The sequence below is a fragment of the Ochrobactrum sp. P6BSIII genome, assembly GCF_014138065.1.
Taxonomy (GTDB): Bacteria; Pseudomonadota; Alphaproteobacteria; order Rhizobiales; family Rhizobiaceae; genus Brucella.
In genome coordinates this window covers 272,236-297,539 of the sequence record NZ_JACGXB010000003.1, presented here as the reverse complement: position 1 = coordinate 297,539, position 25,304 = coordinate 272,236, and the positions used below count along the sequence as shown (strand labels likewise).

Here is a 25,304-nt window from a genome sequence, read left to right as displayed (position 1 = left end):
GACGAAGGGCCATAAATAACGGAACGGAGGGGGCTTATCCCCTGACAAGCCAGACGATGCCGACGCCGATGGCCAGCGCCGCGATACCGGCAATGCGCAATGCGCTTTCCGGCGCTTCACTCGCTTCGCGTGCGAGTTTCTTGGCGAAAAAAGGAAAGCCGCCGTAGAGCAGCCCCTCGATAACGAAGAGAAGTCCTACGGCGGCTAGAAAATCGCTCATCAGAGCTGTTCCCGTGCTTTACTGGGAAGGCGTTGCCAGCTTGCCGCCAGCATCACGGAAGAACTTGAAGAACTCCGAATCCGGCGAGAGAACCAGCGTCGTATCCGGGGTTTCGAGCGCTTCACGATAAGCGGCCATCGAACGATAGAAGGCGAAGAAGCCCGGATCCTTCGATGCAGAGGCTGCGTAGATTTCACTGCGCTGCGCATCGCCCTCACCGCGAAGGATTTCCGATTCCTTGCGCGCTTCGGCAATGGTTTCCACCACCTGACGGTCGGCCACGGCGCGAATACGCTGGGCGGCTTCACGGCCACGGGCACGCAGACGCTCGGCTTCCGCCAGACGTTCCGCCTTCATGCGCTCATAGGTCTGCTGCGAGACTTCAGCCGTCAGATCCGTGCGACGGATACGAACGTCCTGAATGGTCAGACCAAGCGATGTTGCATCGGGACGAAGCTGATCGCGCACTTCACGCATCATGTCGCCACGCTCTTCCGAAAGAGCGGCTTCAAAGCCGCGCTGACCGTAGACACCACGCAGCGCTGCATCCAGACGGGTGCGCAGACGCTGTTCGGCAAGGAGCGTGCTGCCCGAAACCGTTTCACGGAACTTGCGGGCATCGGTGATGCGATAGACGAGGAACGCGTCGACGTCATAGAACTTACCGCCCGAAACCTGAACGCGGATATCGTCCAGATCGAAACGCAGCAGACGGTCATCGATCATCTGCACCGTATCGGCGTCAAGGAAGCCGAATGGCAGCTTGAAATAGATGCCCGGCTCGGTCTTCACACTGACGATCTGACCGAAACGAAGAACGATTGCCTGCTGGCGCTCCGAAACGATGAACGTCGCGGAATAGAGCAGGAAGGCGAGGATAGCGATAATACCCGCAATGATCGGAAGTCTGTTCTGAGCCATTACTGGGTACCTCCGCCGGTCGAGGGAGTCGTGGTCACATTAGCGCCCGGAGTAGCGCCCGTTGCGCCTGCGCGCGGTTGCTGGCGCATCAGTTCGTTCAGCGGCAGATAGGGCACGACGTCCTTTCCGGGTTCCACAATGACTTTCTTGGTGCTCTTCAGCACCTGTTCCATGGTTTCGAGGAAGAGACGGTTGCGGGTCACTTCCGGCGCTTTCTCATACTGGCCGAGAACCGAGCTGAAACGCTGCGCTTCACCTTCGGCGTCCTGAACAACGCGGTTCTTATAGGCTGCTGCCTCTTCGCGAACCTGAGCCGCTTCACCGCGGGCCTGACCGAGCTTCTGGTTGGAATACTGGTTCGATTCCTCGATGAAACGGTCTTCGTCCTGTTCAGCGCGCTGCACTTCATCAAAGGCATCAGCCACTTCACGCGGCGGCGACGCATCTTCGATCGACACGGCGTTGATCTGGATACCGGCCTGATAGCTGTCGAGCGTCTGCTGCACGATATTGCGAACGCTCTGCGCGATCTCGGCACGATTATCGCGGAAAACGTCCTGTGCCGGACGGCGACCGACGATTTCACGCATCGCGCTTTCAGACACCTGCTGCACCATCGCATCGGGGCTGTCGACATTGAACAGATAGGCGCGCGGATCGGAGACGCGGTAAAGAACCGAGAACTGGACGTTTACGATGTTCTGGTCGCCAGTCAGCATGAGACCCTGCGTCGCCGTACGGGAACCCTGAGCGCCGATATTGATCTGCTTTTCGACGATCTGCGCCTTTTCATAGGTTTCAATCGGCCACCAATGGAAGTGCAGGCCCGGCTCGGAAACTTCATCCTTCGGCTTGCCGAAACGAAGTTCAACCGCCAGCTCATCAGGCTGCACCGTATAGACGGACTGGAAAACCCAGAAGCCAAGCAAGGCCGCGCCGATCAACAGATAGATCGGGCGATTGCCGCCGCTGCGACCACCGCTACCGGGGAATACCTGCTTCAGGCGGTCCTGGCCTTTGCGCAAAATATCTTCGAGATCAGGTGGCGTGTTCTGTCCGCCGCCGCGCGGGCCCTTTGGGCCCTGTCCCCAGGGGCCGTTATTATTGTTGTTATTATTATTGTTATCACCGCCGCCGCCACCCCATGGGCCGCCGCCGCCATTCTGATTGCTCCAGGGCATCCTCACCTCTAAGCTTCTGTTTCCCGCATCTCCGGCAAAAAACGCGTCAGCGCTTCTAACGGAGATGCTCCCGGAAGACGGGAAAGCAAGGCGCAAACCCCCGTCATCAACTAATGTTACCGTTTTATAGGCATCGGGAGGCGCGCTTTCAACGGAAGCGCAATAAAATTCCTATGTTATGCTTTACGCATCACGCTTTTCGTAAACCATATAACGGGTCGGATGGCTGTCTTTTTCCCCGGCTGGCACGTCTTCCGACGACACCAGACGCCATGCATCCGGCTTAATTTCCGGGAAATGCGTATCCCCGTCGATTTCCGCCAGAACGCGTGTCAGATGCACCCGGCCCGTCAGCGGCAAGGCCTGCGCATAAATCTTGCCGCCGCCAATGATGCAGACTTCGCCAACGCCAAGCTTTTCCGCAAGCCTGCGCCCAAGCGCAATGCCCTCTTCCAGCGAACCGACGATGTGGGCTCCCTCGGCTTGAAAATTCGCATCGCGGGTCACGACAATATTGGGTCGTCCCGGCAAAGGCCGCCCGATCGATTCCCAGGTACGACGTCCCATGATAACCGGCTTGCCCAGCGTCAGCGCCTTGAAACGCTTCAGATCGGTTGAGAGCCGCCATGGCATGTCGTTGTCACGTCCGATCACGCCATTCTCGGCTGCGGCCACGATAATCGAAACGACGGGCTTGTCCGTGCTCACGCTGTTACTCATACGGCAATCGGCGCCTTGATCGTCGGATCGGCTTCATAGCCTTCCAGCACAAAATCCTCGAAGCGGAAGGAAAACAGGTCCTTCACATCCGGGTTGATACGCATGACCGGCAGTTTTTTCGGCGTGCGGGTCAGTTGCAGACGAGCCTGTTCGAAATGGTTGGAATAGATATGCGCATCGCCCAGCGTGTGGATGAATTCGCCGGGCTTGAGACCCGCCACCTGCGCGATCATCATGGTCAAAAGCGCATAGGAGGCGATGTTGAACGGCACGCCGAGGAAAATATCCGCCGAGCGTTGATAAAGCTGGCAGGACAGCTTGCCATCCGCGACATAGAACTGGAACAGGCAATGGCATGGTGGCAGAGCCATTTCATCGACCAGCGCCGGGTTCCAGGCCGAAACGATCAGGCGGCGGGAATTCGGATTGCCATGCAGCATCTTCATGAGATTGGCGATCTGGTCGATATGGCGACCGTCAGGCGCTGGCCAGGAGCGCCACTGATAGCCGTAGACCGGGCCGAGATCACCCTTTTCGTCTGCCCATTCATCCCAGATCGAAACGCCGTTTTCCTTGAGATAGGCAATATTGGTGTCGCCCTTCAGGAACCACAACAGTTCATAGATGATGGAGCGCAGATGCAGCTTCTTGGTGGTCAGGACCGGAAAGCCCTCCTCCAGATTAAAGCGCATCTGATAGCCGAAAACCGAGCGCGTGCCCGTTCCCGTGCGGTCGCCGCGATCGGTGCCATTATCGAGCACATACTGGAGAAGATCGAGATAGGTGCGCATGGGATGTTCCCAGATGGGGTTTTCGGGATCGATTCGGTTCACCCCTACTATAAGGAAAAACCCCGGCGCAGGGCACCGGGGTTCGAATTCCACAGGCAATATGCACCGATCAGAGATCGCCGAGTTTGCCGAGTTGCTTGGCAACCAGATAGTAGAAGGTCACGCGGTGCTTGTTGCGGTCGCCCTTCATGACTTCCGCGACGTGGTTCACCACTTCTTCAGCCTTGGCCGCGTCGGTGACGCCGAGCTTCTTGCCAACCCAGCTGTCGCGCACACGCTTCATTTCTTCCGGATCGGTCGCCGAAACGAGCGAGGAGTCGCGATTGCGAAGCGCAATGCCCAGATGCTTGACGATCTTCTCGACAACCGCCTCATCGGCAGCAGCATCATAGCGACGGACATCTGCGAGGTATTCACTCATATATCGGCTCTCCTTCAGTATGGGCACACCGCCCAATATCAACTGCAAATCCCGATCGACCGGAAGAAAACCCCAGCCTTTCCAATATATATGCAGCCAAGATTGACCAGTGCGAGCAAGCTGTCAACGACATTTTAGGGAAGCAACACACAACAATGATCTTTTGTCCTGCAAAGAACAAAATACGATCTCACATATTCTCCACGCAACACTTATTCATAATGAATAGCGTCATTCTGATTAATTTTTTAAATTTACTTACAGTTTCACAACGCGTTTTATTATGTTTGGACCTTTGTAAATTCTCACGGCGCTGCAATTTTCCCTCATTCTACCCGAGCACTTCCGGCATCCGTTGATGTCTTGCAGAAAATATTGCGGGCTATACTCAAGGCGACAGCTCCGAAGGACTGTAGCGATGCGGATATTTCCTGTGTCATGCCCAGTGTGAAGGCAAGCATCGAGGGATTGGGGCCGTGGAGCGCGGGCGCGCTTAAGGAAAATGAGACGATCAACATCTCATCTTTCCGACGGCAACGAAAGGGCCGCTTTATTCGGGCTTCAGAAGATTCGGGAGCAGATTTGCCCCTGACAAATGTAACCGCCCCTCTTCCAATATGGATCGACCACGCCTATATACGTCTCGCTGGCGCAAGCCAGCTATGGTGATAAACGGACGGTGTAATAAACCCATTGGACCCGGGGGCGGTACCCGGCGCCTCCACCAGAACACAGGCTGTATCGTTAGTCTGTGCTGTGGCGGGGGCGAAATAGGATCGACAAGGGTGTAAAGATCGCTCTTTTACTCGGCATGATACCACCGTTATCGGGTCAATTGAGTAGTTGCAAATGACAACAAAGCTCAGGGTTATGCTCTCGCTGCCTAATGGCGGTGCGGGAAACCCACTCTAAAGCCCTTAGGGTTAGCACCTTAAGGCGGGGTTCGGAGGCACCTGGCAACAGAAGCCTCCACTTTCCCTTACAAACCAGACTCTCTTTAAATCAGGCTGCTGCCGCTTCTGTTTCGACGTCACTCGCCTTGCGAGAGAGGACGATCTGCGTCAACACGAATGCGGTCAGAGCACAGCCAGCGATACCGCCGACCATAGGCACAGCCGTTCCATCGAAGAACGAGCCCGTTATGCCGATTGCCAGACCGCCAATCACGAAATGCAGCGTGCCCATCAGCGCTGAAGCGGTACCGGCAATCGCGCCGTAATCTTCCAGCGCCAGAACCGCCGTGGTCGGAATCACCAGTCCAAGGAAGCCATAGCCGACGAACAGGAAGGCTGCGATCAGCCACAGCGACTGGTGCCCCATCAGCACGGCTGCGAACATGGCAAGCATGGCGGCTGCGAAACCGGATACGGCAACGCGCATCACACGGCGCAGGCCGAAGCGAGCGCCAAGCAAGCCATTCAGCTGCGAAACGCCGAAGAACGACACCGCATTGGCCGAGAAAGCCAGCGCATACTGGTTCGGGGTCAAGCCGTAATGGTCAATCAGCACGAAGGACGAATTGGCCAGATAGACGAAGAACGACGCGATGCCGAAGCCGCCGACGAAAACCAGTCCAAGGAAATAGCGGTCCTTGAGCAAGCGGCCATAGCCACGCAGAGCGCTGCCGATACTGCTTTCAAGCCGCGCTTCACGCGTTCGCGTTTCCTGCTGGGCGGTGGCAAGCAGCACGATGCCGATAAGCGCAGCGACCAGAACGGCCCAGAACACACCACGCCATCCAAAGAAGCTGATGATGACCGAGCCTGTAAGCGGTGCCAGAATCGGCGAAATCGAGAAGACCAGCATCAGGAGCGACATGAGCCGCGCGGCTTCGACGCCAGTGTGCAAATCACGCACCACGGCGCGTGGAATCACCATGCCTGCCGCCGCACCAAGCCCTTGCAGGAAGCGGAACAGCACCAGCACATCGATATTGGTCGCCAGCGCAGAACCAACACTGCCAATAGCGAAGAGAATCAGGCCGCCGTAAAGCGGGATTTTGCGCCCGACCATGTCCGACAAAGGACCGCAGAAAAGCTGGGCAATCGCCAAAGCAATAAAAAAGGCAAGCAGACTCATCTGTACAGCACCGGTCTCCGCATGGAGATCGGCAGCAATGGTCGGCAAGGCAGGCAGATACATGTCGATCGCGAAGGGGCCAACTGCGGACAGAAGACCGAGAACAATCGCATTGCGCACAAGACTCGAAGCCATGGGAGACGCGCTTTCATCAATGTTTCGTGAGGTGCCCACACCGGTTTCGGATCGCCAACTTCGCTTGGGAGGATGGATCGCTGGGCTCGCAAAACCGGTACAGGACTGATAACTACATGGAACTACAACACCTTTTCAGATTCGGTCCGGGATATGCGCCCAAAAACGGGCAAACCTGACCTCTGAAATAATTGTCACAGTCTATTGTCTAGACGAAATGCCAAAAGGAATTTGACATTGATGTCAAATTAGACACCATTGTCCAAAACGTCAAGTCATCTTATGTTGGGCTTATGAAACCTACTGACATAATCGAAATGGCCGCCCCGCCGGTGAAGCGTAGCACCACCGGAAAAGGGCTGAATGCCGCGGCTGGCTCTGCCGCAATGAAGCCGGGACAGTGCATGAAACGCGATTTCATCCTGTGTTCTGCGGCGCGCGTTTTCTCGCGCGACGGGTTTCAGGGCGCCAGCATCGATCTTATTGCAAACGAGGCAGGCGTTTCGCGCCAGACCATCTACAACCACTATCGCGACAAGGAAGCCTTGCTGGCCGCCGTGGTGGAAGACGCTTTGGACCGCATGAATGCGAGCCTGTTTGCCGTGCTTTCCACTTTTCCACAGACCGGTGACAACCTTGAGCAGGACCTGACAGATTTCGCGATCCGCATGAGCCGAAACTGCGTTTACGATCCATCGGGCGCGTTTCTGCGCAAACTCGTGCAGTCCAGTTCACCCGATCTGTCCTTCGCGGGTTATATCTGCAAGACCAAAGGCCCAGCGCAGGCCATTCCAGCCGTTGCCGCATGCCTTTCCCGCCTCGCGCTCGCCGGGCATTTACGTCTCGACGATCCCGATCTGGCGGCACTGCATTTCATGGCGTTGATCAACGCCGACACACAGTTGCATGCGTTGCACGGATGCGCCATCGATGATGATATCATCGAACGCAGCGCCATCAATGGTGTCAGAACATTCCTGCTGGCATTTGGTGTGACTGAATCGTTGCCGGAAGCGACCCCTCACCCCTGACAGATCGAGCAGCGCTGCCTCACTTTCGCGATATATATCATCGTTTCCTGCGAGAACGAACTTGACATCTGCCTGCGAATCCGTGGGATAAGAAACCCATGGTACAGGATTTGATCCGTTACGACATTCTCGCTCAGGAAGCCCTTCGTGGCGTCATCCGCAAGGTTCTTGCGGAGGTGGCCAAGGCTGGCCTGCCGGGCAATCATCATTTCTTTATCACGTTCCTCACCGGGGCGCCGGGCGTGCGTATTTCCTCGCGCCTGAAAGAGAAATATCCCGAGCAGATGACAATCGTGTTGCAGCACCAGTTCTGGGACATGAATGTTACGGATCAGCTCTTTGAAGTCGGCCTGTCTTTCGGCGATATTCCTGAAAAACTGGTCATTCCGTTCTCGGCAGTACGCGGCTTCTACGATCCGTCCGTCAATTTCGAGCTTGAGTTCGATGTCGCCGCAGTTCAGCCGACCAGCGACAATGACGAAGAGAACAATATCGCGCCAATCGAGATGATGCCGGTCGAATCCGCGCCCGAAAAGCCGGAAAAGCCAAAGGCAAAGTCGCGCAAGTCTTCCGCTGAAAAGCAGGCAGCTGCCGCGAAGGACAATGCTGAAGGCGAAGATACGCCCAAGCCATCTGCCGACGTGGTCTCTCTCGACGCCTTCCGCAAGAAGTAAAATTTCTCTCCCAACTCTGCTTGCAATCCTGAAAACACTGACTGCGCCGCAAGCATAATGCTGCGGCGCAGAAGCCGTTTGTACAAAGCTATGGTCGAACGACGCACTATTTCATAGTATATCGATGGCTAGACTACGCGTTTTGACTTCGATCAAGGCAACCGAAGTTGAAAATGCTATAGTGGCAGACAACACGGTAATTTAAGTGGAGGCGGGAATTTCATGGTCCGTTTGTTAGCGCAGGCAGTTCTCTGGTTAAGCGGCGTTATCGCTGCGTTCTTCATGGCGAGTGATGCGCCAAACTTTCCTCTTTGGCAGTTGACGGTTGGCCTTTTGCTGCTCGTAGCCGTTTCGGTCGCCATCTGGTGGTTCACCAATCCCAAGGAACCCCGACAGTAAGCCAAGCCGACAGCTTGCAGGTCATCGGAGCACCGCGTTATAAATGGGCGTTGAAAAGCACTGAGCGCGCATCCCGAAAAGTGTGAAACGGTTTTTGGAATAGATGCGCGTTAAAACAAAGGACTAGAGCGCAGATCTGATTCAATCAGATTGAAACACGCTCTAAAGCATCCGAGACATCGACATGAGCGACATCGTCAATCTGCGGCAGTTCAAGAAAAAGAAAGCGCGTGATGCCAAGGAAAAGCAGGCGGATCAAAACCGCGTACTTTTCGGGCGCACCAAGACTGAAAAAGACTTCGCACGCGAAGAGACCCGCAAGAGCGAGCGCTTTCTGGATATGAACCGCCTGGAGCGTAAAGACGATACGGATGGCGACCGTTGAGCACCGGCGGCCTGCGCAAACATTCCGTTAGCATTCGCGGCCATGCAACCAGCTATACGCTGGAAGACGAGTTCTTCGAAATTCTCAACCAAATCGCCGAAACACGCGGCCAGTCGATTGCAGCACTGGTCGCAGAGGTGGACAGCAAGCGTGAGCGCACCACCAATCTCTCATCGGCGCTGCGGCTTCACGTGTTGAACTGGCTCAAATCACAGATACCACCAGCCTGCTAAAATCAGGGCTGCTGAGCGGGCGCGGTCGGTGTGGGCTCCAGTGTTTTCAGAAATTCATTGAGCGACTGACCACCTTCCGGGCTGGTCAACGGTGCAGTTGCACCATTTGTTGCTCCGCCTTCCGGATTGGCTGGCTGGGGCTGTTGCGACTCCAGCCGCTTCTTCTCCTCGGCTTGTTTTTCCGCCGCGACGCGGGCTGCCGCTTCCGTGCGGCGGCGTGTCTCGTCTTCCTGCTGGGCACGTGCGCGTTCCGCGGCATCGGCTTCCAGAACGCCAAGCTGACGGCGCAGACGCTGCTTTTCCATCAGGCTGGCCTGCATGGCCTCGACACGCTCCTGTTCACGCTCCAGTGCACGCTGGGTCAGGAACTGCACAAGCGGCTGACGGTCAAGCCGCACTTCGGGCCGGTCATAAGCTCCGCCGATGGTGAAAGCCACCTGCGGCGAAAGGCCGGTCTGGGCGCCCTCGTCGCCCTGGAATGTAAACGTTCCGCTGCCGCCAACGCCAAACGTCGACAGATCGAATTGCAGGTCGCTCAACAAAGCCGCATTGCCATCGGACAGATTGGCCGCTGTCATGCGCGCAGTACCGCCCGCCACCGTGAATTCGAAGCGTGCATCGCCCGGCGTAAAGCGTGCATCCGGCGCAACTGCCTTATCCGCAATGGCGGCAAATCGCTTCGCATCCAGTTTCTCGTCGCCGGCAGGCTGATCGCCAATGTCATCAGCGGCTGCGACCATGGCGGGCAGTGCTGCACCGTCCAGACCAGCCACCGCGAATTTCTCGACATCCACAGTCGCCGTTCCCGCCAGCGAACTGACCAGCGCGGCAGCGTTTTCGCCACTGCCATTCAGCGTCACCGCTGCCTTGACGACACCGCCCAAAGGCGCTGAACCATCTTCCAGATGGTAGAAATTGGCGAGATCGGCACCGCTCCATTTGAGATCGGTCGAAAGCAGCGCATTCTTGTCGCTGTTGCGCAGCGACAGATTGCCAGCGAGATAGCCCCCGGCCCAATTTCCGGTCAGCTCCGTCAGGCTCAGACTGTCGATTGTCTTTTGCAGGCGTGTCGAAAATTCTGTCGCCGTACCAAAGCCCTGCATATGCGCCTGAGCAACATTGAGCTTCACGTCAATCAGCAGCGGCAATGATGGACGAACCGCAAAAGCCCCGCGTGGCCATATGGATTTTTCTGTCGGTTTGGCCGGTTCGAATGCATCCTGACCGAGCATGATCGCCGCCAGACTATCGACCTCAAGCGAAGCGAGCTTCGCCTCACCCTTCAGCTGCGGCAGCCCGCTATCGGCAAAATTAGCCTCCAGCCGCGCCGAGACATCTTCGCCGCCCAATTGACCGGCAAGGTTCGGAAAGCGCAGAATGCCCTTGGCAAACTGGAAATCGCTGGAAAGATTGGCAGATAGGCCCGCACCATACCCCGGCAATGCATAGCCTGCCGTCGCGATGAACGGTTGCAGGTCGGCGGATTTGACCTGCGCCTTGCCGCTTGCGGCAATATCGCTGCCGATCAGCGAAATTACCCCGTCAGCCGAAGCTGTACCGTCAGGCGCTGTCAGCTTGAGAAGCGTCCGCATCCCGGCGCTCGGCGCGCCCTGCATGGTCAGATCGGCGGTCAACTCACCGGCAAGCCCCAATGGCAATGACGGCAATCCGATCAAGGCCAGAACGGCCTCTCCCTGATCGGATTCGGCTGTACCGTTGAGCTGCATCTGCAAGGGGTCAGCGTCCGTCTCGCCGCCGCTGGCAGTTCCTGACAGATCGAGCTTCATTCCGCCGGTCTTGCCGGTAACGCTGAACGAAAACTCGCCGCTGCCGGGTGAAGTCTTGCCCTTCGTATCAGCCGGGCGGGCGCTTTTACCCTTTGCTGCACCATTCTTCGCGGGATTGGCTTGCGTTTCCGGCCTGACTGGCGCGACCGCATTGGCGATCACGTTGATCTCGCTGTCATCAAACAGGCCGGGGAAGTTCGCCGCGCGCGCCGACAGGGCGCGGAACAGCGGCAGCTGCGGATAACGATTGGCCATCAGGGAGATGAAGCGCGACAGATCTCCAGACAGGATCGTCGCGTCCAGCTTTCCCGATGGTGAATTAGCGAATGGCTCATAAGCGCCGGTTGCCGTCAGCGTCGCGTCAGCGACATCATTGATCATCAACCGGTCGAAATCGAAACGTCCGTCATGAAGGCGCATGGCCAGATCGACGCTGGCCGCTTCCATATCCTTGAAACGAACAGGCCCGGCCTTGAAGCTGACATTGAGCGTCTGTGCATCCAGAAGCGCCAGCCCCTCACCGCCGGAGAAGAAGGAAACGAAAGCCTGCAAGGCGTCGCTTTCCACCGCACCGCCTTGAAGATTGACGTCGATAGTCGGCTGCGCCGCGCCATTGACCTGTCGCAGGAGCGACCCTTTGAGCGACGTCTTGCCCAGACCAATTTCAAGATCGTCAATGCGTTGCATGCCGTCGCGCAGATCAACCTTGCCGGAAAAACCCGCCCCGTCGAGCGTGCGGATCGATTCATCCACTGTCTCATTCAACCATGTGGCAAGACCGGACGGCTGGCGGGATGCTACCAGCATCTCGCCCTGGAAACCGAAATCATCGCCAACGGACAGCTTGCCCTTGGCCTCGACTTTGGTGCGCCCGGGCAGATCGGCGGCGAACTGACGAATATTCCAGTCCCCGCCATCGGGTTCGGCATTGATCGTCACCGACCGAATGGTGGTTCCACCCGCAACAACCGCTGGCAGACGGAGGTCGATGCGGCCCGGTATGGTCGGGATCGGCAATTGCTCCAGAACCCGGCGTACAATGGCGATGCGGTCCGTCAGCGGCATGACGGACGTAACCTGCTGGTCTTCCGCCGTCTCGCTTGGCCCCCAGAAAATCTGCTGCCCATCGGCGCTGATTTCAAAGCGCGGTACATTGCCGTAATCGATCAGAGCCTTGCCATTGACGACATAAGGATTGTCGGCTGGCCCCTGCTCCATGCGAAACTCGCTCGCATCGAAGCGATTGGTATCGGCGGTGAACTTTCCGGTCAGGCGCAGACCGCTGAAAAACGGCTTGTCCGCAGATGCGTCTTTCTGGCTTTTGCCATTCTGGGCCACCATATCGGAAGAGCGGAGCGAAAAATCGCCCGCATAATTCAACCGGCCATCCTTCAGGACGATATCGCCATCCGTCTCGAATGCGGCAGGAATGGCTTCCGGCGAAATACGCGCCCGCAAGCGCAGCGAACCGTCGGGCTTGGCCTCACCGCTCGTCAGATCGACCGCCAGCCTGCGGCCTTCAAGGTTGAAACTGCTTTGCGCCTGCCACGGTCCGGCTAGACTGTTGGCCGACAAAACGGCATTCAAGCCGGTCGCCTCGTGAATGCGTCCGCTCGCCACGTCATGCAGCGTGATTGAGCCGTCGTTGATCGAGAGCCGTTCGACCTTGATCTGCGATGGATTGAGCGGCGTGGACGGACGAATGGCCCAATCGACCTTGCCATCCTTGTCCAGCGAGATCGAAACGCGTGGACGCTCGACGCGCATGTCGAAAATAAGCACCTGACCGCGCAGGAAAGGCATCAGCTCCGCATCCATCGAGAACCGGTCGAGCGTCATGACCGGATGTGTTGCATCGGCCCCGACGCGAACATCGGAAAAGGTCACGGATGGGAAAGGCAGCAGTCGCGCATTTACATCGCCCGCCACCTTGACCGGACGTCCCAGAATACGGCTTGCCTCGCGCTCGAAATCGGCCCGATAGCCGCTCCAGTCGACAAAAGGCGGCACCACCAGCGCGGCTGTCAAAAGCAGCACCAGAAGCCCGCCGACAATGACGAATATGCGGCCCAAGAAGCAGCTCCGGTCAGTCAGGTGAATTCGGTTACGCGCAACACAACGGGTGAATCACGCCATATTTACCAACGCAACATAGTGCATCATCGCACAAAGTGCGAAGCGGTTTTCAGGATTGCGCGCCAACAAAAAACAGCATCGGTTCGGCGACAACAAGGCAAGCTGCCGCCCAACGGATCTAAATATGCGCGCTCATTGAATCGCCGTCTGAACCAAGCGGTGCAGACAGCTGATTTGACTCACGAAATCAGGATTTTACCGGGGTTCATGATATTGAGCGGATCGAGCGCTTTTTTGATCATGCGCATATAATCGGTCGCTTCACCAAGCTCCTTGGCCAGATATTTCATCTTGCCCTGGCCGATACCATGTTCGCCTGTGCACGTGCCTTCCATGGCCAGTGCCCGCATCACGAGCCGGTCCATGAAAGCTTCTGCCCGTTCCATTTCTTCCGGGTCTTCCGTATTGAGCAGCAGCTGCAGATGGAAATTGCCATCACCGACATGACCGACGATAGGCGCGATGATCTTGCTCTCTGCGAGGTCGCGTTCCGTCTCGGTGATGCAATCGGCCAGACGTGAAATCGGCACGCAGAGATCAGTCGAGACGCCCTTGGAGCCGGGACGCAACTGGCACGAGGCGAAATAGGCGTCATGGCGCGCGCGCCAAAGACGGTCACGCTCCTCGGCATCCTGCGTCCAGTGGAACGGTCCGCCGTCATGTCCCGCAGCAATTTCGCCGAAAATCTCGGCCTGTTCAGCAACACCGGCATCCGTGCCGTGGAACTCTACGAACAGATAAGGCTGCGCTTCGTAAGGAAGCTTCGAATAACGGATCAGCGCTTCCATCTGGAGCTTGTTGACCAGCTCGATACGCGCCACAGGAACACCCATCTGGATCGTATCGATCACCGCGCGACAGGCCGACTCCACATCCGGGAACGGGCAGATGCCACCGGAAATCGCCTGCGGAATGCCCTGAAGCTTCAAGGTCAGTTCCGTGATGATGCCAAGCGTGCCTTCCGCGCCGATCAGCAGGCGGGTGAGATCGTAACCGGCGGCGGTCTTCTTCACACGCTTGGAGGTTTCGATCAGGCGACCGTCCGGCATGACGGCTTTCAGCGCCAGAACATTCTCGCGCATGGTGCCATAGCGAACCGCATTGGTGCCTGAAGCGCGGGTCGAGGCCATGCCGCCGAGCGTTGCATTTGCACCCGGATCAATGGGGAAGAACAGGCCGGTATCGCGCAGATATTCGTTCAGCTCGCGGCGCGTCACGCCCGGCTCGATAACGCAATCGAGATCTTCGGCATGAACGGCCAGAATGCGGTTCATATGCGTCAGATCGAGCGATACACCGCCTGCCGCCGCATTCACCTGACCTTCGAGCGAAGACCCTGCACCGAAAGCCACCAGCGGCACGCGATGTTCGGCGCAAATGCGCACCACATCCTGCACGTCCTGCGTGTTTTCGGCGAACACCACAATATCCGGCGCTTGCGTCGGCACATAGCTGGTCGTGTGGCCGTGCTGCTCGCGAATGGCCTGACCGGTCTGCGCCCGCTCGCCAAAACGCTGCTTGAGGATACCGACAGCAGCGGCGATACCCTCTTCATTGCGTGGAAGCGCGATCACATGCTCAAGCGACATTGTTCATTCTCCGAATTTCAAAACCTTGGAGCGCGTTTCGATCTGATTGAGCCAGATCGGCGCTCTAACCCATATTTTAACGCGCATCTTTTCCGAAAACCGTTTCACAGTTTTCGGGAGGCGCTCTAATTAGCAGGAAGCGCGAGCGCCGCAGGGTCCTGCCCCAGCTGCAAGGCGATTGCACGCACGACGAGATTGTGGTCCTCGCGCTGCGGCAAACCGGAAACGATGGCCGCGCCGATCACACCAGCACCCGCAACGCGGATCGGAAATCCGCCGCCTGCAAGTGCGTAATCATTTACATCCAGCGCCTTGTGCGGCGCAAACATCCGGTCTTCACGATTTTGTTCCAGAACGAGACGATAGGTCGAAGCATGAAAACGGCGCACGACATTGAACTTGCGGCGCAGCCATTCCGTATTATCCGCTGTGGTGCCGACAGTGGCCGCGAAGAACAGGCGACGATCCCACAGAGAAATATCAATGCCGATACCGAGCTTTTCCTTCACGGCAATATCGCGAATTCTCTGGCCCAGCGCAAAGGCCTCGTTCTCGTCGAATGACGAAAAAATCAGTGCATGTTCCTGACGGATGATCTGCTTGATGTCATCGCTTTGCGCCACGTCTATCGCTCCTTGGAAACTCATATGCGTTTCTTGTGCCCCTTCATTCGCATGTTTGCAACAACGGATATCCACCGATGTTCATCGGCAAACTTGATTGATGGTACACAAGGCGCTAGTGGAACCTTATGGCTCAGAACCCCAATATCGATGTGCCTTTGAAGGGCGACCAAATTCCCCCGTTTGTGGAAACAGCCGTGTTCAAGCGCGACGTGTTTTCCGAAACGCGCGCGGGCTATTTTGCGAACGATCCCGACACGCGCATTATCCGCCGTGTGGTGAGTGCCGCGCCCTGGTGGTCGAGCCCGCTGGCGTGGATTCTTGCCCGGCGCGAAATTCGCGGTTTGAAGACCGTGCGCGGCATCGAAGGCGTTCCGCAGCTGATCGCAACTGACCGCGACGGCCTTTATCGTTCATGGACCGAAGGCACGCCGCTGCATCTTGCGCGCCCCTCCGATCCGAAATGGTATCGCACCGCGCACCGGGTTTTGCGCGATATGCGTCGTCTTGGCGTTACGCATAACGATCTTGCCAAGCCACAGAACTGGCTGATGACACCAGAAGGCGAAGCAGCCGTCATCGACTTCCAGCTTGCCAGCGTCCATCGCCGTCGCGGCGCGCTTTATCGTCTGATGGCCTATGAAGACTTCCGCCACCTCATCAAGCAGAAGCGGGCTTTTGCCAAGGATTTGATGACGCCGACGGAAAAGCGCATTCTGGCCCGCCGTTCGCTGCCGTCACGCATCTGGCTGGCCACCGGCAAGAAGGTCTACAACTTCATCACCCGCGGCATTTTCAGCTGGTCGGATGGCGAAGGTACGGGCGACCGCATCGACAATGAAGGTCCGGCAATTCTGGCTGCACTCAAGTCTGATCCGCGCGTCAAGGACGTGGCGCTGGCGCTTTATTCGCTGCCAGCCAAGGGCGTCGGTCTCTATGCTTTTGTTGAAACGCTGGATGCGGACGAGAAAAGCCTGCGGGCACGCCTGAAAAGCCAAAAGCTGGAGCTGATCCAGCCGGTCGCTCATCTGCCGCGCCGTGAAGACGGCACCGTTCGCGATGATATTCTGCGACTGATCGCCATGAACCAGATGACGGAGCTGGACGATCTATTGCAGCGCGAGCCGGAACTGCGCGGCCTTGTGGAAGCGCTGGCCGCCCATCGCCTGAACTTTACGGATCGGCGTGTTACTCAATTAGAGTAGTCAAATAGACAAGCCCGTCCGGGTCTTTGTTTTTTGTGAGCGAATCATTACATTCGGGGTCAGATGTCCGATTTTCCCGACGATATGCCGTTTTTCGGCGATGATGCACCGGCTGGCCGCGCGCCAGCTACCGGCGGTATTGCTGCGCGCGCCATGGCCGCACGCAACCAGCAGCGCGGCGAGCCCGATTACCTGAAAGGGCTGAACCCGGAACAGCGGCAAGCTGTACTGACGACCGAAGGCCCGGTTCTGGTGCTTGCGGGTGCAGGCACTGGCAAGACCCGCGTTCTGACCACCCGCATCGCCCACATCATCACCACCGGCCTTGCCTATCCCAGCCAGATTCTCGCCGTGACCTTTACCAACAAGGCCGCGCGCGAAATGAAAGAGCGTATCGGCCATCTGGTCGGCGGCGCGGTGGAAGGCATGCCATGGCTCGGCACGTTCCACTCCATCGGTGTGAAATTGCTGCGCCGTCATGCAGAACTGGTCAATCTCACATCCGATTTCACCATTCTCGATACCGACGATGTGATCCGGCTGATCAAGCAGCTCATTCAGGCGGAAGGTCTGGATGACAAGCGCTGGCCTGCCCGCACCTTCGCCAATATGATCGATGGCTGGAAGAACAAGGGCTTTGGCCCCTCCGACATTCCGGAAGGAGATGCACGCTCGTTCGGCAATGGCAAGGGCCGCGAATTGTATCAGGCCTATCAGGAACGCCTGCGCACGCTGAACGCCTGCGACTTCGGCGATCTTCTGCTGCACCCGATCCGCATCTTCCGCAACCACCCCGATATCCTGCGCGAATATCATGCCAAGTTCCGCTATATTCTGGTGGACGAGTATCAGGACACCAACACCGCGCAATATCTCTGGCTGCGTCTGCTCGCACAAAGACCGCAAGCCAAAGGCACCGCTCCTGCCCCAATTTCGGCAGACGGCCAGCAGGCACGAACCGGCGCGAGCGAAAACAAAGTGAACCTGTGTTGCGTCGGCGATGACGACCAGTCGATCTACGGCTGGCGCGGAGCGGAAGTGGACAACATCTTGCGCTTCGACAAGGATTTTCCCGGCGCAGTTGTCATCAAACTTGAGCGAAACTATCGCTCGACAGCACATATTCTCGGCACTGCCGCTCATCTGATTGCCCATAATGAGGGCCGTCTCGGCAAGACGCTTTTCACCGAAGCGCCGAATCCCGATGATCCGCGCGTGAAAGTGCATGCGGCCTGGGATTCGGAAGAAGAAGCCCGTGCCGTTGGCGAAGCGATTGAACAGGCGCAGCGTCAGGGCCATCTCTTGAACAACATGGCGATCCTCGTGCGCGCCTCCTTCCAGATGCGCGAATTCGAAGATCGTTTCGTGACGCTTGGTCTCAACTACCGTGTTATCGGCGGCCCGCGCTTCTATGAACGCCTCGAAATCCGCGATGCGCTGGCCTATATGCGCGTTGTCGCGCAGCCTGCCGATGATCTGGCGCTGGAGCGTATTATCAATACGCCGAAGCGCGGTCTCGGCGAAGCTGCCATCCGTCAGGTGCATGATTACGCTCGCGCCCGCGACATTTCGATGTTCTCTGCTGCCTGCGATCTGATCGAAACGGAAGAGCTGAAGCCAAAGCCACGCTCGGCCCTGCGCGAAGTCGTGGAGAACTTCCTCCGCTGGCAGTCGCTGCTCGACAATACGCCGCATACGGAGCTTGCCGAGACAATTCTCGACGAATCCGGCTACACCGCGATGTGGCAGAACGATAAATCGGCGGAAGCGCCGGGACGGCTGGAAAACCTCAAGGAACTGATCCGTTCCATGGAGGATTATGAAAGCCTGCGCGGCTTCCTGGAGCATATCGCTCTGGTGATGGATGCCGAACAGAATGAAGACATGGATGCCGTCAACATCATGACGCTGCATTCGGCCAAGGGTCTGGAATTCGAAACCGTATTCCTGCCCGGCTGGGAAGAAGGTCTGTTCCCCCACCAGCGCGCGCTTGATGAAGGCGGACGCTCCGGGCTGGAGGAAGAACGCCGCCTCGCCTATGTCGGCGTCACTCGCGCCAAGAAGAACCTGCATATCTGGTTCGTGTCCAACCGTCGCATCCACGGCATGTGGCAATCGACCATTCCGTCGCGTTTTCTGGAAGAACTGCCGGAAGCGCATGTCGAAGTCGCCGAGCTGGAAGGCAATTACGGCGGCTATGGCGGGGGTTACGGCCAGTCCCGCTTCGACCGGGCCGATCCTTTCCAGAATAGCTATTCGACGCCAGGCTGGCAGCGCGCGCAGCAGAATCGCTCAGAAGCCACGCGCAACAATTGGGGTTCACGCTCCGGCAGCCGTGTGGAACGCGTTGGCTATGGCGAAACGGATTCCGGCTTCGGTGCCGGGCGCGGCTCGGTCAAGGGCCGCACGATCGAAGGCGAACTGGTCGCGAAGTCGGTTGCCGACAAGCCCTCGGCTTTCAAGGTTGGCGACCGCGTGTTCCACCTGAAATTCGGCAATGGCAAAGTCGCCGCCATCGACGGCAACAAGCTGACCATCGACTTCGACAAAGCAGGACAAAAGCGCGTTCTCGACGGCTTTGTCCAGCCTGCCTGACACGCGACAAAAGCGAGCCGGGTTATTCCGGCTTGCCCTTTTCCCAAGTCACATCACCCCTGAACAGCGGCACGGTCGAGAGCGAAGTCTTGGCCGAGCCGTCCTGCACCTGACTGGCGTGGGCGAGATAGAGCAGCGTATTGTTCTGCTTGTCGTAAATGCGGGTGATGACCAGCTTCTTCCAGATCAGGCTGGTGCGCTCTGAAAAGACCCGTTCACCCTTCTGGCTCAGCTCAATATCGCCGATTGAAACCGGTCCGGTCTGCTCGCAGGAAATGGACGCATTGGAAGGATCTTCAAACCACTTCCCCTTTTGCAACCGGTCGATCATGCTGCGCGAGAAGGATGCAAGATGACAGGTCACACCTTTGACCTTCGGATCGGGCACCGCGTCAATGACGATATCATTGCCGACCCAGTCCACGCCAACCTTGCCAACCTGCTCGGCAGTGGCCGGCAGGACCGAAACGGCAAGAAGAGCGAAAGCGGCGAAAGTCTGCTTCATCATGTTCTCCCTGAAAACCTGTGAGGAGAAGTGGCGCGGCTGGCCTGTCTTTGCAAGAGCTTACTGAAAAACACCCGCCGCCGAACCGCCTATTCCCATTTGTCGAGGAAGTCGCCAATCGCCATGGTTTGAATATCGGGCACAGCCTCAAACAGCTTTTCCACCGGCCAGTCCCACCAGTTGAGTTTCAGCAGCCGTTCGATAATGGCGTCATCGAAGCGCTTGCGAATGAGTTTGGCCGGGACGCCGCCAACCACCGTATAGGGCGCGACATCCCTCGTCACGACAGCATTGGCGCCGATCACCGCACCATGGCCAACCGTCACGCCCGGCGTGATGACTGCGCCATGCCCGATCCAGACATCATTGCCGATCACCACCCGCTTTGCCTGACGGCGCGCGCGAAACTCGCCATCAACACCCAGATAACGGAAATATTCGTTGGGACGATAGCTCAGCTTATGCGTGGTCAGCCGTTCCATCGGGTGTTCCAGCGCATTGATCCGCACATTGGCCGCGATGGAGCAGAACTTGCCGATCTCGGCATAAATGCCCTCACCATTTCGCTCGAAATAGGTGAAATCGCCGACCATCACATCGCGCAGGATAACCCGCTCGCCAATATCGGCATAGCGCCCCAGCTTGGAGGATTTGAGCTGCGCCGTCGAATGAATGCGCGGCTCACTATTCTGGAAACGAAGATCGTCGGAATTGGCCATCAAAAGTCTCAAGGTTGCTCAGAGCGCGTTTGTTTTTAAGCACATCTTGTCCGAAAACCGTTTCACGCTTTTCGGGATGTGCTCTAAAGCGACCTAGGCCGCCTGCTGCGAACTCTGTTCGCTCGATAAGTATGCCTTGATAGCATTCGGCAGAACATCGTCAAACTTCGCGATCAATGTCGCATGAATTTGTGCCCTGAACTCTGGCTCAAACCGTTCAAAGCCTTGCACGCAACCAAAGGGGGCCGAACCGTTTCTGATCTTATCCAGCTCATCACCCCAGTGCTTGGCCTGCACAAAATCGAGATAGGCCAGCTCCCGCACGCCATGGACCGGCGTGTGATGCTGCGCGATTTCCAGATGGTTGGCGAGGGAAACCGTGTTGAACTGCTCGATATTGCGATAGCGAAACCCGACCTGACGGTTCAACACATCTGGCTTTGCCGCGAAGAACGAGGCCAGTGTGCTGCGTCTCAGCGGATGCGGATGGTGATGGATGCTTAGAAACCTGTCCTTCACTCCGGCTAAGACAGCGCCCTTCCACTGCGCAAGGCGGAATTTTGGGAACGTATATTCGTATCGCGAAATTTTCCCGAGAAAGCGCCGCAGCTTGTATTTCAAACGGGTATTTTCCGGTCGCACCCAGTCACCATGCAGTCTGGGCCGTCCGTTCTCGTAAAAATCGGACACGTCCAACGGAGCATTCAGGAAGAAATCATCGTTGGAATAGATAAAGTGTTCCGACAGGCCGGGTATGCGCCACACTGCCCCCTCGATTGCTCTCGCATTGAAGGATGGCCGCGCCGCTGGCAGGTCTTTGAAAATATCGTCATGCGAGACAATCTGGATGAAGGATGGATCGCACTTGCCCTCCGCGGCGAAAGCATCGAGCAGCCGCGGTTTCTGATTGTCAGTGATGATGAAAATACGCCGTATGAACGGCGCGAACTGAATGACCGATGCAATATTGTAATAAATCTCGCCATTGTCGAAATAGCGCTCACTGGTCACCGCTTCGAAATGGGTCTTTTCGGAATCTGGCGCAAATCGCTGCCGGGAAGACTTATGCGCGGGGTCCTGACCGTCCACCCACGCGATTACATAATCGATTTCCAAAACGATTCTCTTAAAATATTGCAGTTTTATTACGGAAATATAACAATCCCTTGGGTGAATCCAAACGAAATAGCCGACTTTCTCATTCAACTTTGGTTGTCCGGCAAACAAACGAACCGGCAAAAGTTTCAGAAATTATTGAAAATTAGAAAAAGAACCGTAGATTAGGCCCAGTCTGAAGAGCGACCTACAGGTTCGGCGGATTCGCCCCGGTTCGAGATTAAACCAATCTCGAAAATGTTGCTCTTCGTGATCGCGGAATACGGCTATGATGACGGTTCTGCCCGCACCAGGAAAATAGTTTATAAAGCGGCGCGCGAATGCCGTTCGGATATGCAAGGTCGACTGGACATGAAAAAATTCCTGCCCATCTTCATCATTGCCTTCATCGTCGTGATTGTCGGCGCTGCTGGTTTCAACATGTTTCGTGATCGCGAGGCTGCGAAGGAACCCTTCGGCGGACCGCTTAATCTCGTCACGATGGATGGACAGCCTTTCACCGAAAAAGACTTGCGCGCCACACCGGCTGTCGTGTTTTTTGGCTTCACCCATTGCCCTGATGTCTGCCCCACCACGCTTTACGAACTGGACGGCTGGCTGAACCAGCTTGGCAACGACGGACAGGACCTCAAGGCCTATTTCATCACCGTCGATCCGGAACGCGACACGCAGGACATCATGAAGACCTATGTGGGCAATGTCTCGAAGCGTATTGTCGGCATCACCGGCACGCCGGAAAACATCGCCGACATGGTCAAGTCCTACCACATCTATGCCAAGAAGGTTCCGGGTGAAGACGGCGAATACAGCATGGATCACACCGCATCGGTCTTCCTGCTCGACAAGGGCGGGCGGTTCCGCAGCACCATCGCCTATCAGGAAAACCCGGATACCGCGCTGCAAAAGCTGAAGAACCTCGCCAAGGGCGCTTCTGCCGGCTAATCCTGAACCGATATCTGCTTTCTATGGCAACCGCCCTTTGGCGGGCATGTAAATCCCAAAGATTCGGAGCGCCATTTATGTGTTCGGATGGACGCGCGGCGCTCCGACAGCTAAACAGAAGCTCTTGAACTTTTAGAGAGCTTTTTACCTCATGGCCCAATCACGACTTTTCTTTTCGGCGAACAAGGCGGAAGCCGAGCGCGTTTATAATATTCTCGAACAGGCTTTCGAGGATGACGGCTTTCCAATCGCCATCACCGAAATCGATGAAGACCGGCAGATTTTCGAAGTCTCGGTCTATGTCGAAGACGGTGCTGAAGAGGTCGCGACCCGTGTGGACGAGCTGGTTGGCGCCGACAAATTCGAAACCGAGGAACTGCCGGATATCGATTGGGTCACCCATTCGCTCGAGGGCCTGAAACCGGTTCGCGCCAGACGTTTCTTCGTCCATGGCTCGCATGACCGCGACAAGATCGAGCCGAACGACATTCCGATTGAAATCGATGCAGGTCTGGCCTTCGGCACAGGCCATCACGGCACGACGGCAGGCTGCCTCGAACTGATCGAGGAGGTCGTTGAGACCGAACATCCGACCAATGCGCTTGATCTTGGAACCGGCAGCGCCGTGCTGGCCATCGCCATCGCAAAGCTCGCGCCGATCCCGGTTCTCGCCACCGACATCGACCCCATCGCGGTTACCGTAGCGGCAGAAAACGCCGCCAAGAATGGCGTTGCCGAGCACGTCATTACGGCGACGGCGGAAGGTTTCGACCATTCGATCTTCCGGTCCTATACGCCTTTCGATCTGATCGTGGCGAATATCCTTGCCAATCCGCTGATTGAACTTGCGCCTTCGTTGAAGCAGCATCTGGCCACAAGCGGCTCGATTGTTCTTTCCGGCATTCTGGAAAGCCAGCACGATGCGGTGCTCGCCGCTTATCAGGCACAGGGCCTGACGCATCAAAAGACGCTTCATCGCGAAGGCTGGGTGGCGATCCATCTGAAGTGATGTGATTCCGGAACCAGAACCCAGAAACGGTTATCTTTCATCTGTTGTGAGTTAGACCCATGGCTTTTCAGACCTTTGACGTCACCACCAACCCGGCCAATGGCGCGCCTCGCGTGGCGAAGCTGCGTGAGAAGATGGCAGCGCTCAGCCTTGATGGTTTTCTGGTGCCCCGCGCCGACGAGCATCAGGGCGAATATGTGCCGCCCCATGCGCAGCGCCTTGCATGGCTGACCGGCTTCACCGGTTCGGCAGGTGCAGCCCTCATCCTGAAGAAGTCTGCCTATGTCTTCATCGACGGACGTTACGAATTGCAGGTTCGCGCTCAGACCGACCCGAAGATTTTCTCTTACGAAAGTCTTGTCAGCACGCCGCCTGCTGCATGGCTGGCCGAGAATGGCAAGGGCCTGACCATCGGCTTCGATCCATGGCTGCACACCATTTCCGAAGCCCATGCGCTTCGCGAAGCACTGGAAAAGCAGGGCGGAAAGCTGGTTCCGGTCGAGACCAATCTGGTCGATGCGGTGTGGGATGATCAGCCAGCGGCACCGACCGCCGCCGTGACCATCCAGCCCGCCCGTTTTGCCGGTCATGAGGCCAAGGACAAGATCAAGGAAATGCAGAAGGCCGTTGCGGCAAGCGGTGCTACGGCCACTGTGCTGACCGATCCGTCATCCGTCGCATGGGTGTTCAACATTCGCGGCAAGGATGTTTCCAACACGCCCCTGCCCTTGAGCTTCGCCATCATTCCGGCCAAGGGCGAGCCGGAAATCTTCATCGACGAAGCCAAGCTCGCTATCGAGCCCCGCGCCTATCTCACCCAGCTTGCCAAGCTTTCGACCCCCAGCAATCTGGAAGGCCATCTCAGCGCGCGGGCCGCAAAGGGTGAAGCCATTTTGCTCGATCCTGCGCTTGCGGCCGAAAAGCTACGCCTGATCGTCACCGGTGCAGGCGGCTCCGTGATTGACGGCAAGGACCCTGCCCGCATTCCACGTGCGGTGAAGAACAAGGCCGAGCTTGACGGTTCGCGTGCCGCGCATGAACGCGACGGCGTGGCCATGGTCAATTTCCTGTCCTGGGTTGATGGGCAAAAGCCCGGTACCGTGGATGAAATCGGCGCAGCCCAAAAGCTGGAGGAATCTCGCGCCAATGCCGGACGCGATTTCCAGATGCCGCTGGAAGACGTGTCCTTCGACACGATTTCGGGTGCCGGTCCGAATGGCGCAGTCATCCATTACCGCGTCAACACCGACACCAACCGCACGCTACAGGATGGCGAGCTTTATCTGGTCGATTCCGGCGCACAATATCGCGACGGCACCACCGATATTACCCGCACGGTTCCGGTGGGCAAGATTGCGCCTGAAACCATCAAGGCCTTCACGCTCGTTCTGAAAGGCGTGATCGGCATCAGCACGGCGCGCTTCCCGGCTGGTACGCGTGGGCAGGATATCGATGTGCTCGCGCGTATCGCGCTTTGGAAAAACGGCTTCGATTATGCCCATGGCACCGGCCATGGCGTCGGCGCTTATCTCTCAGTGCATGAAGGACCGCAGCGGATTGCCAAGACGGGTTCGCAAGAGCTGCTGCCGGGCATGATCCTGTCCAACGAACCGGGCTATTACAAGCCAGGCTCGTTTGGCATCCGCATCGAAAATCTGATCATCGTCACCGAACCGGAAGTGCCGGAAGGTGGTGACATTCCGATGATGGGCTTCGAAACGCTAACCTTCTGCCCGATCGACCGTCGTCTGATCGATAAGTCGCTGCTGACGCAGGAAGAGCTGGACTGGCTCAACAATTACCACGCCAGCGTGCGTGCAAAGCTGTCCGGCCATCTGAAGGATGCCGAACGCAAGTGGCTCGAAACGGCAACCGCGCCGCTATAAGT

The 25,304-nt window shown here is 57.3% G+C and carries 23 protein-coding genes and 1 other RNA gene; 11 read left to right on the top strand and 13 right to left on the bottom strand.

Annotation, left to right across the window (positions count from 1 at the left end; translation table 11 throughout):
* Positions 1-34: 34 nt before the first annotated feature.
* From FHW00_RS05730 to FHW00_RS05705, 6 genes are all read right to left on the bottom strand, one after another.
* A complete protein-coding gene (locus FHW00_RS05730) occupies positions 35-220 on the bottom strand; it encodes a DUF2065 domain-containing protein (protein ID WP_078339379.1) in 186 nt (61 codons plus the stop codon).
* Between the two features lie 18 nt (positions 221-238).
* Entirely contained in the window at positions 239-1,141 is a 903-nt protein-coding gene (gene hflC / locus FHW00_RS05725) for a protease modulator HflC (RefSeq protein WP_078339380.1), read from the bottom strand.
* Positions 1,141-2,322, bottom strand: a complete 1,182-nt coding sequence (hflK, locus tag FHW00_RS05720) for an FtsH protease activity modulator HflK (protein WP_078339381.1) — start codon at positions 2,320-2,322, stop codon at positions 1,141-1,143. Before hflK ends, hflC begins: the two co-directional genes overlap by 1 nt.
* A gap of 183 nt (positions 2,323-2,505) precedes the next feature.
* Positions 2,506-3,030, bottom strand: a complete 525-nt coding sequence (locus tag FHW00_RS05715; RefSeq protein ID WP_078339425.1) for a dihydrofolate reductase — start codon at positions 3,028-3,030, stop codon at positions 2,506-2,508.
* Positions 3,031-3,038: 8 nt separating this feature from the next.
* Positions 3,039-3,833 (bottom strand): thymidylate synthase, encoded by a 795-nt coding sequence (locus FHW00_RS05710; RefSeq protein ID WP_078339382.1) that lies wholly within the window; start codon positions 3,831-3,833, stop codon positions 3,039-3,041.
* A gap of 109 nt (positions 3,834-3,942) precedes the next feature.
* Positions 3,943-4,254 (bottom strand): DUF2853 family protein, encoded by a 312-nt coding sequence (locus tag FHW00_RS05705; protein ID WP_078339383.1) that lies wholly within the window; start codon positions 4,252-4,254, stop codon positions 3,943-3,945.
* Between the two features lie 606 nt (positions 4,255-4,860).
* Between FHW00_RS05705 and ssrA the strand changes: the two genes are divergently transcribed.
* Positions 4,861-5,228: a transfer-messenger RNA gene (ssrA, locus tag FHW00_RS05700) on the top strand.
* A 28-nt stretch (positions 5,229-5,256) separates the two neighbouring features.
* On the opposite strand, the gene FHW00_RS05695 is transcribed toward ssrA, so the two are convergent.
* The gene (locus FHW00_RS05695; RefSeq protein ID WP_078339385.1) at positions 5,257-6,468 is read right to left on the bottom strand and encodes a multidrug effflux MFS transporter; all 1,212 of its coding nucleotides are present in this window, start codon (positions 6,466-6,468) and stop codon (positions 5,257-5,259) included.
* Positions 6,469-6,761: 293 nt separating this feature from the next.
* On the opposite strand from FHW00_RS05695, the gene FHW00_RS05690 reads away from it, so the two are divergent.
* From FHW00_RS05690 to FHW00_RS05670, 5 genes are all read left to right on the top strand, one after another.
* Positions 6,762-7,499: a TetR/AcrR family transcriptional regulator gene (locus FHW00_RS05690; RefSeq protein WP_078339386.1), complete on the top strand. Its 738-nt coding sequence runs from the start codon at positions 6,762-6,764 to the stop codon at positions 7,497-7,499.
* A gap of 98 nt (positions 7,500-7,597) precedes the next feature.
* The gene (locus FHW00_RS05685; RefSeq protein ID WP_078339387.1) at positions 7,598-8,173 is read left to right on the top strand and encodes an SspB family protein; all 576 of its coding nucleotides are present in this window, start codon (positions 7,598-7,600) and stop codon (positions 8,171-8,173) included.
* Positions 8,174-8,395: 222 nt separating this feature from the next.
* Positions 8,396-8,572, top strand: coding sequence for a hypothetical protein (locus tag FHW00_RS05680; RefSeq protein ID WP_176168330.1), 177 nt, complete (start codon positions 8,396-8,398; stop codon positions 8,570-8,572).
* A gap of 184 nt (positions 8,573-8,756) precedes the next feature.
* Positions 8,757-8,957 carry a DUF4169 family protein gene (locus tag FHW00_RS05675; protein WP_078339388.1) on the top strand — a complete coding sequence of 67 codons (201 nt, stop codon included), beginning with the start codon at positions 8,757-8,759 and terminating at the stop codon, positions 8,955-8,957.
* Positions 8,954-9,190, top strand: coding sequence for a ribbon-helix-helix domain-containing protein (locus FHW00_RS05670; protein ID WP_078339389.1), 237 nt, complete (start codon positions 8,954-8,956; stop codon positions 9,188-9,190). Before FHW00_RS05675 ends, FHW00_RS05670 begins: the two co-directional genes overlap by 4 nt.
* Positions 9,191-9,192: 2 nt before the next feature.
* Here FHW00_RS05670 and FHW00_RS05665 read toward each other — a convergent pair whose 3' ends face one another.
* The 3 genes from FHW00_RS05665 to FHW00_RS05655 form a co-directional block, all read right to left on the bottom strand.
* Positions 9,193-13,050, bottom strand: a complete 3,858-nt coding sequence (locus tag FHW00_RS05665) for an AsmA family protein (protein ID WP_078339390.1) — start codon at positions 13,048-13,050, stop codon at positions 9,193-9,195.
* Between the two features lie 242 nt (positions 13,051-13,292).
* Positions 13,293-14,702, bottom strand: coding sequence for an FAD-binding oxidoreductase (locus tag FHW00_RS05660; protein WP_078339391.1), 1,410 nt, complete (start codon positions 14,700-14,702; stop codon positions 13,293-13,295).
* Positions 14,703-14,827: 125 nt separating this feature from the next.
* On the bottom strand, positions 14,828-15,349 hold the full coding sequence (locus FHW00_RS05655; protein WP_210276455.1) for a heme-degrading domain-containing protein: 522 nt from the start codon (positions 15,347-15,349) through the stop codon (positions 14,828-14,830).
* Positions 15,350-15,453: 104 nt separating this feature from the next.
* On the opposite strand from FHW00_RS05655, the gene FHW00_RS05650 reads away from it, so the two are divergent.
* Positions 15,454-16,530, top strand: coding sequence for a serine/threonine protein kinase (locus FHW00_RS05650; protein WP_078339393.1), 1,077 nt, complete (start codon positions 15,454-15,456; stop codon positions 16,528-16,530).
* 63 nt (positions 16,531-16,593) lie between these two features.
* Positions 16,594-19,125 (top strand): ATP-dependent helicase, encoded by a 2,532-nt coding sequence (locus FHW00_RS05645; protein WP_078339394.1) that lies wholly within the window; start codon positions 16,594-16,596, stop codon positions 19,123-19,125.
* A gap of 22 nt (positions 19,126-19,147) precedes the next feature.
* On the opposite strand, the gene FHW00_RS05640 is transcribed toward FHW00_RS05645, so the two are convergent.
* The 3 genes from FHW00_RS05640 to FHW00_RS05630 form a co-directional block, all read right to left on the bottom strand.
* Entirely contained in the window at positions 19,148-19,630 is a 483-nt protein-coding gene (locus tag FHW00_RS05640) for a CreA family protein (protein WP_078339395.1), read from the bottom strand.
* A gap of 89 nt (positions 19,631-19,719) precedes the next feature.
* A complete protein-coding gene (locus FHW00_RS05635) occupies positions 19,720-20,349 on the bottom strand; it encodes a DapH/DapD/GlmU-related protein (protein ID WP_078339396.1) in 630 nt (209 codons plus the stop codon).
* 93 nt (positions 20,350-20,442) lie between these two features.
* Positions 20,443-21,465, bottom strand: coding sequence for a hypothetical protein (locus FHW00_RS05630; protein ID WP_078339397.1), 1,023 nt, complete (start codon positions 21,463-21,465; stop codon positions 20,443-20,445).
* Between the two features lie 351 nt (positions 21,466-21,816).
* On the opposite strand from FHW00_RS05630, the gene FHW00_RS05625 reads away from it, so the two are divergent.
* From FHW00_RS05625 to FHW00_RS05615, 3 genes are all read left to right on the top strand, one after another.
* A complete protein-coding gene (locus tag FHW00_RS05625) occupies positions 21,817-22,407 on the top strand; it encodes an SCO family protein (protein ID WP_078339426.1) in 591 nt (196 codons plus the stop codon).
* Between the two features lie 151 nt (positions 22,408-22,558).
* Positions 22,559-23,416, top strand: coding sequence for a 50S ribosomal protein L11 methyltransferase (locus FHW00_RS05620; protein ID WP_078339398.1), 858 nt, complete (start codon positions 22,559-22,561; stop codon positions 23,414-23,416).
* 59 nt (positions 23,417-23,475) lie between these two features.
* Positions 23,476-25,302 carry an aminopeptidase P family protein gene (locus FHW00_RS05615; RefSeq protein ID WP_078339399.1) on the top strand — a complete coding sequence of 609 codons (1,827 nt, stop codon included), beginning with the start codon at positions 23,476-23,478 and terminating at the stop codon, positions 25,300-25,302.
* The last annotated feature ends 2 nt before the right edge of the window (positions 25,303-25,304 follow it).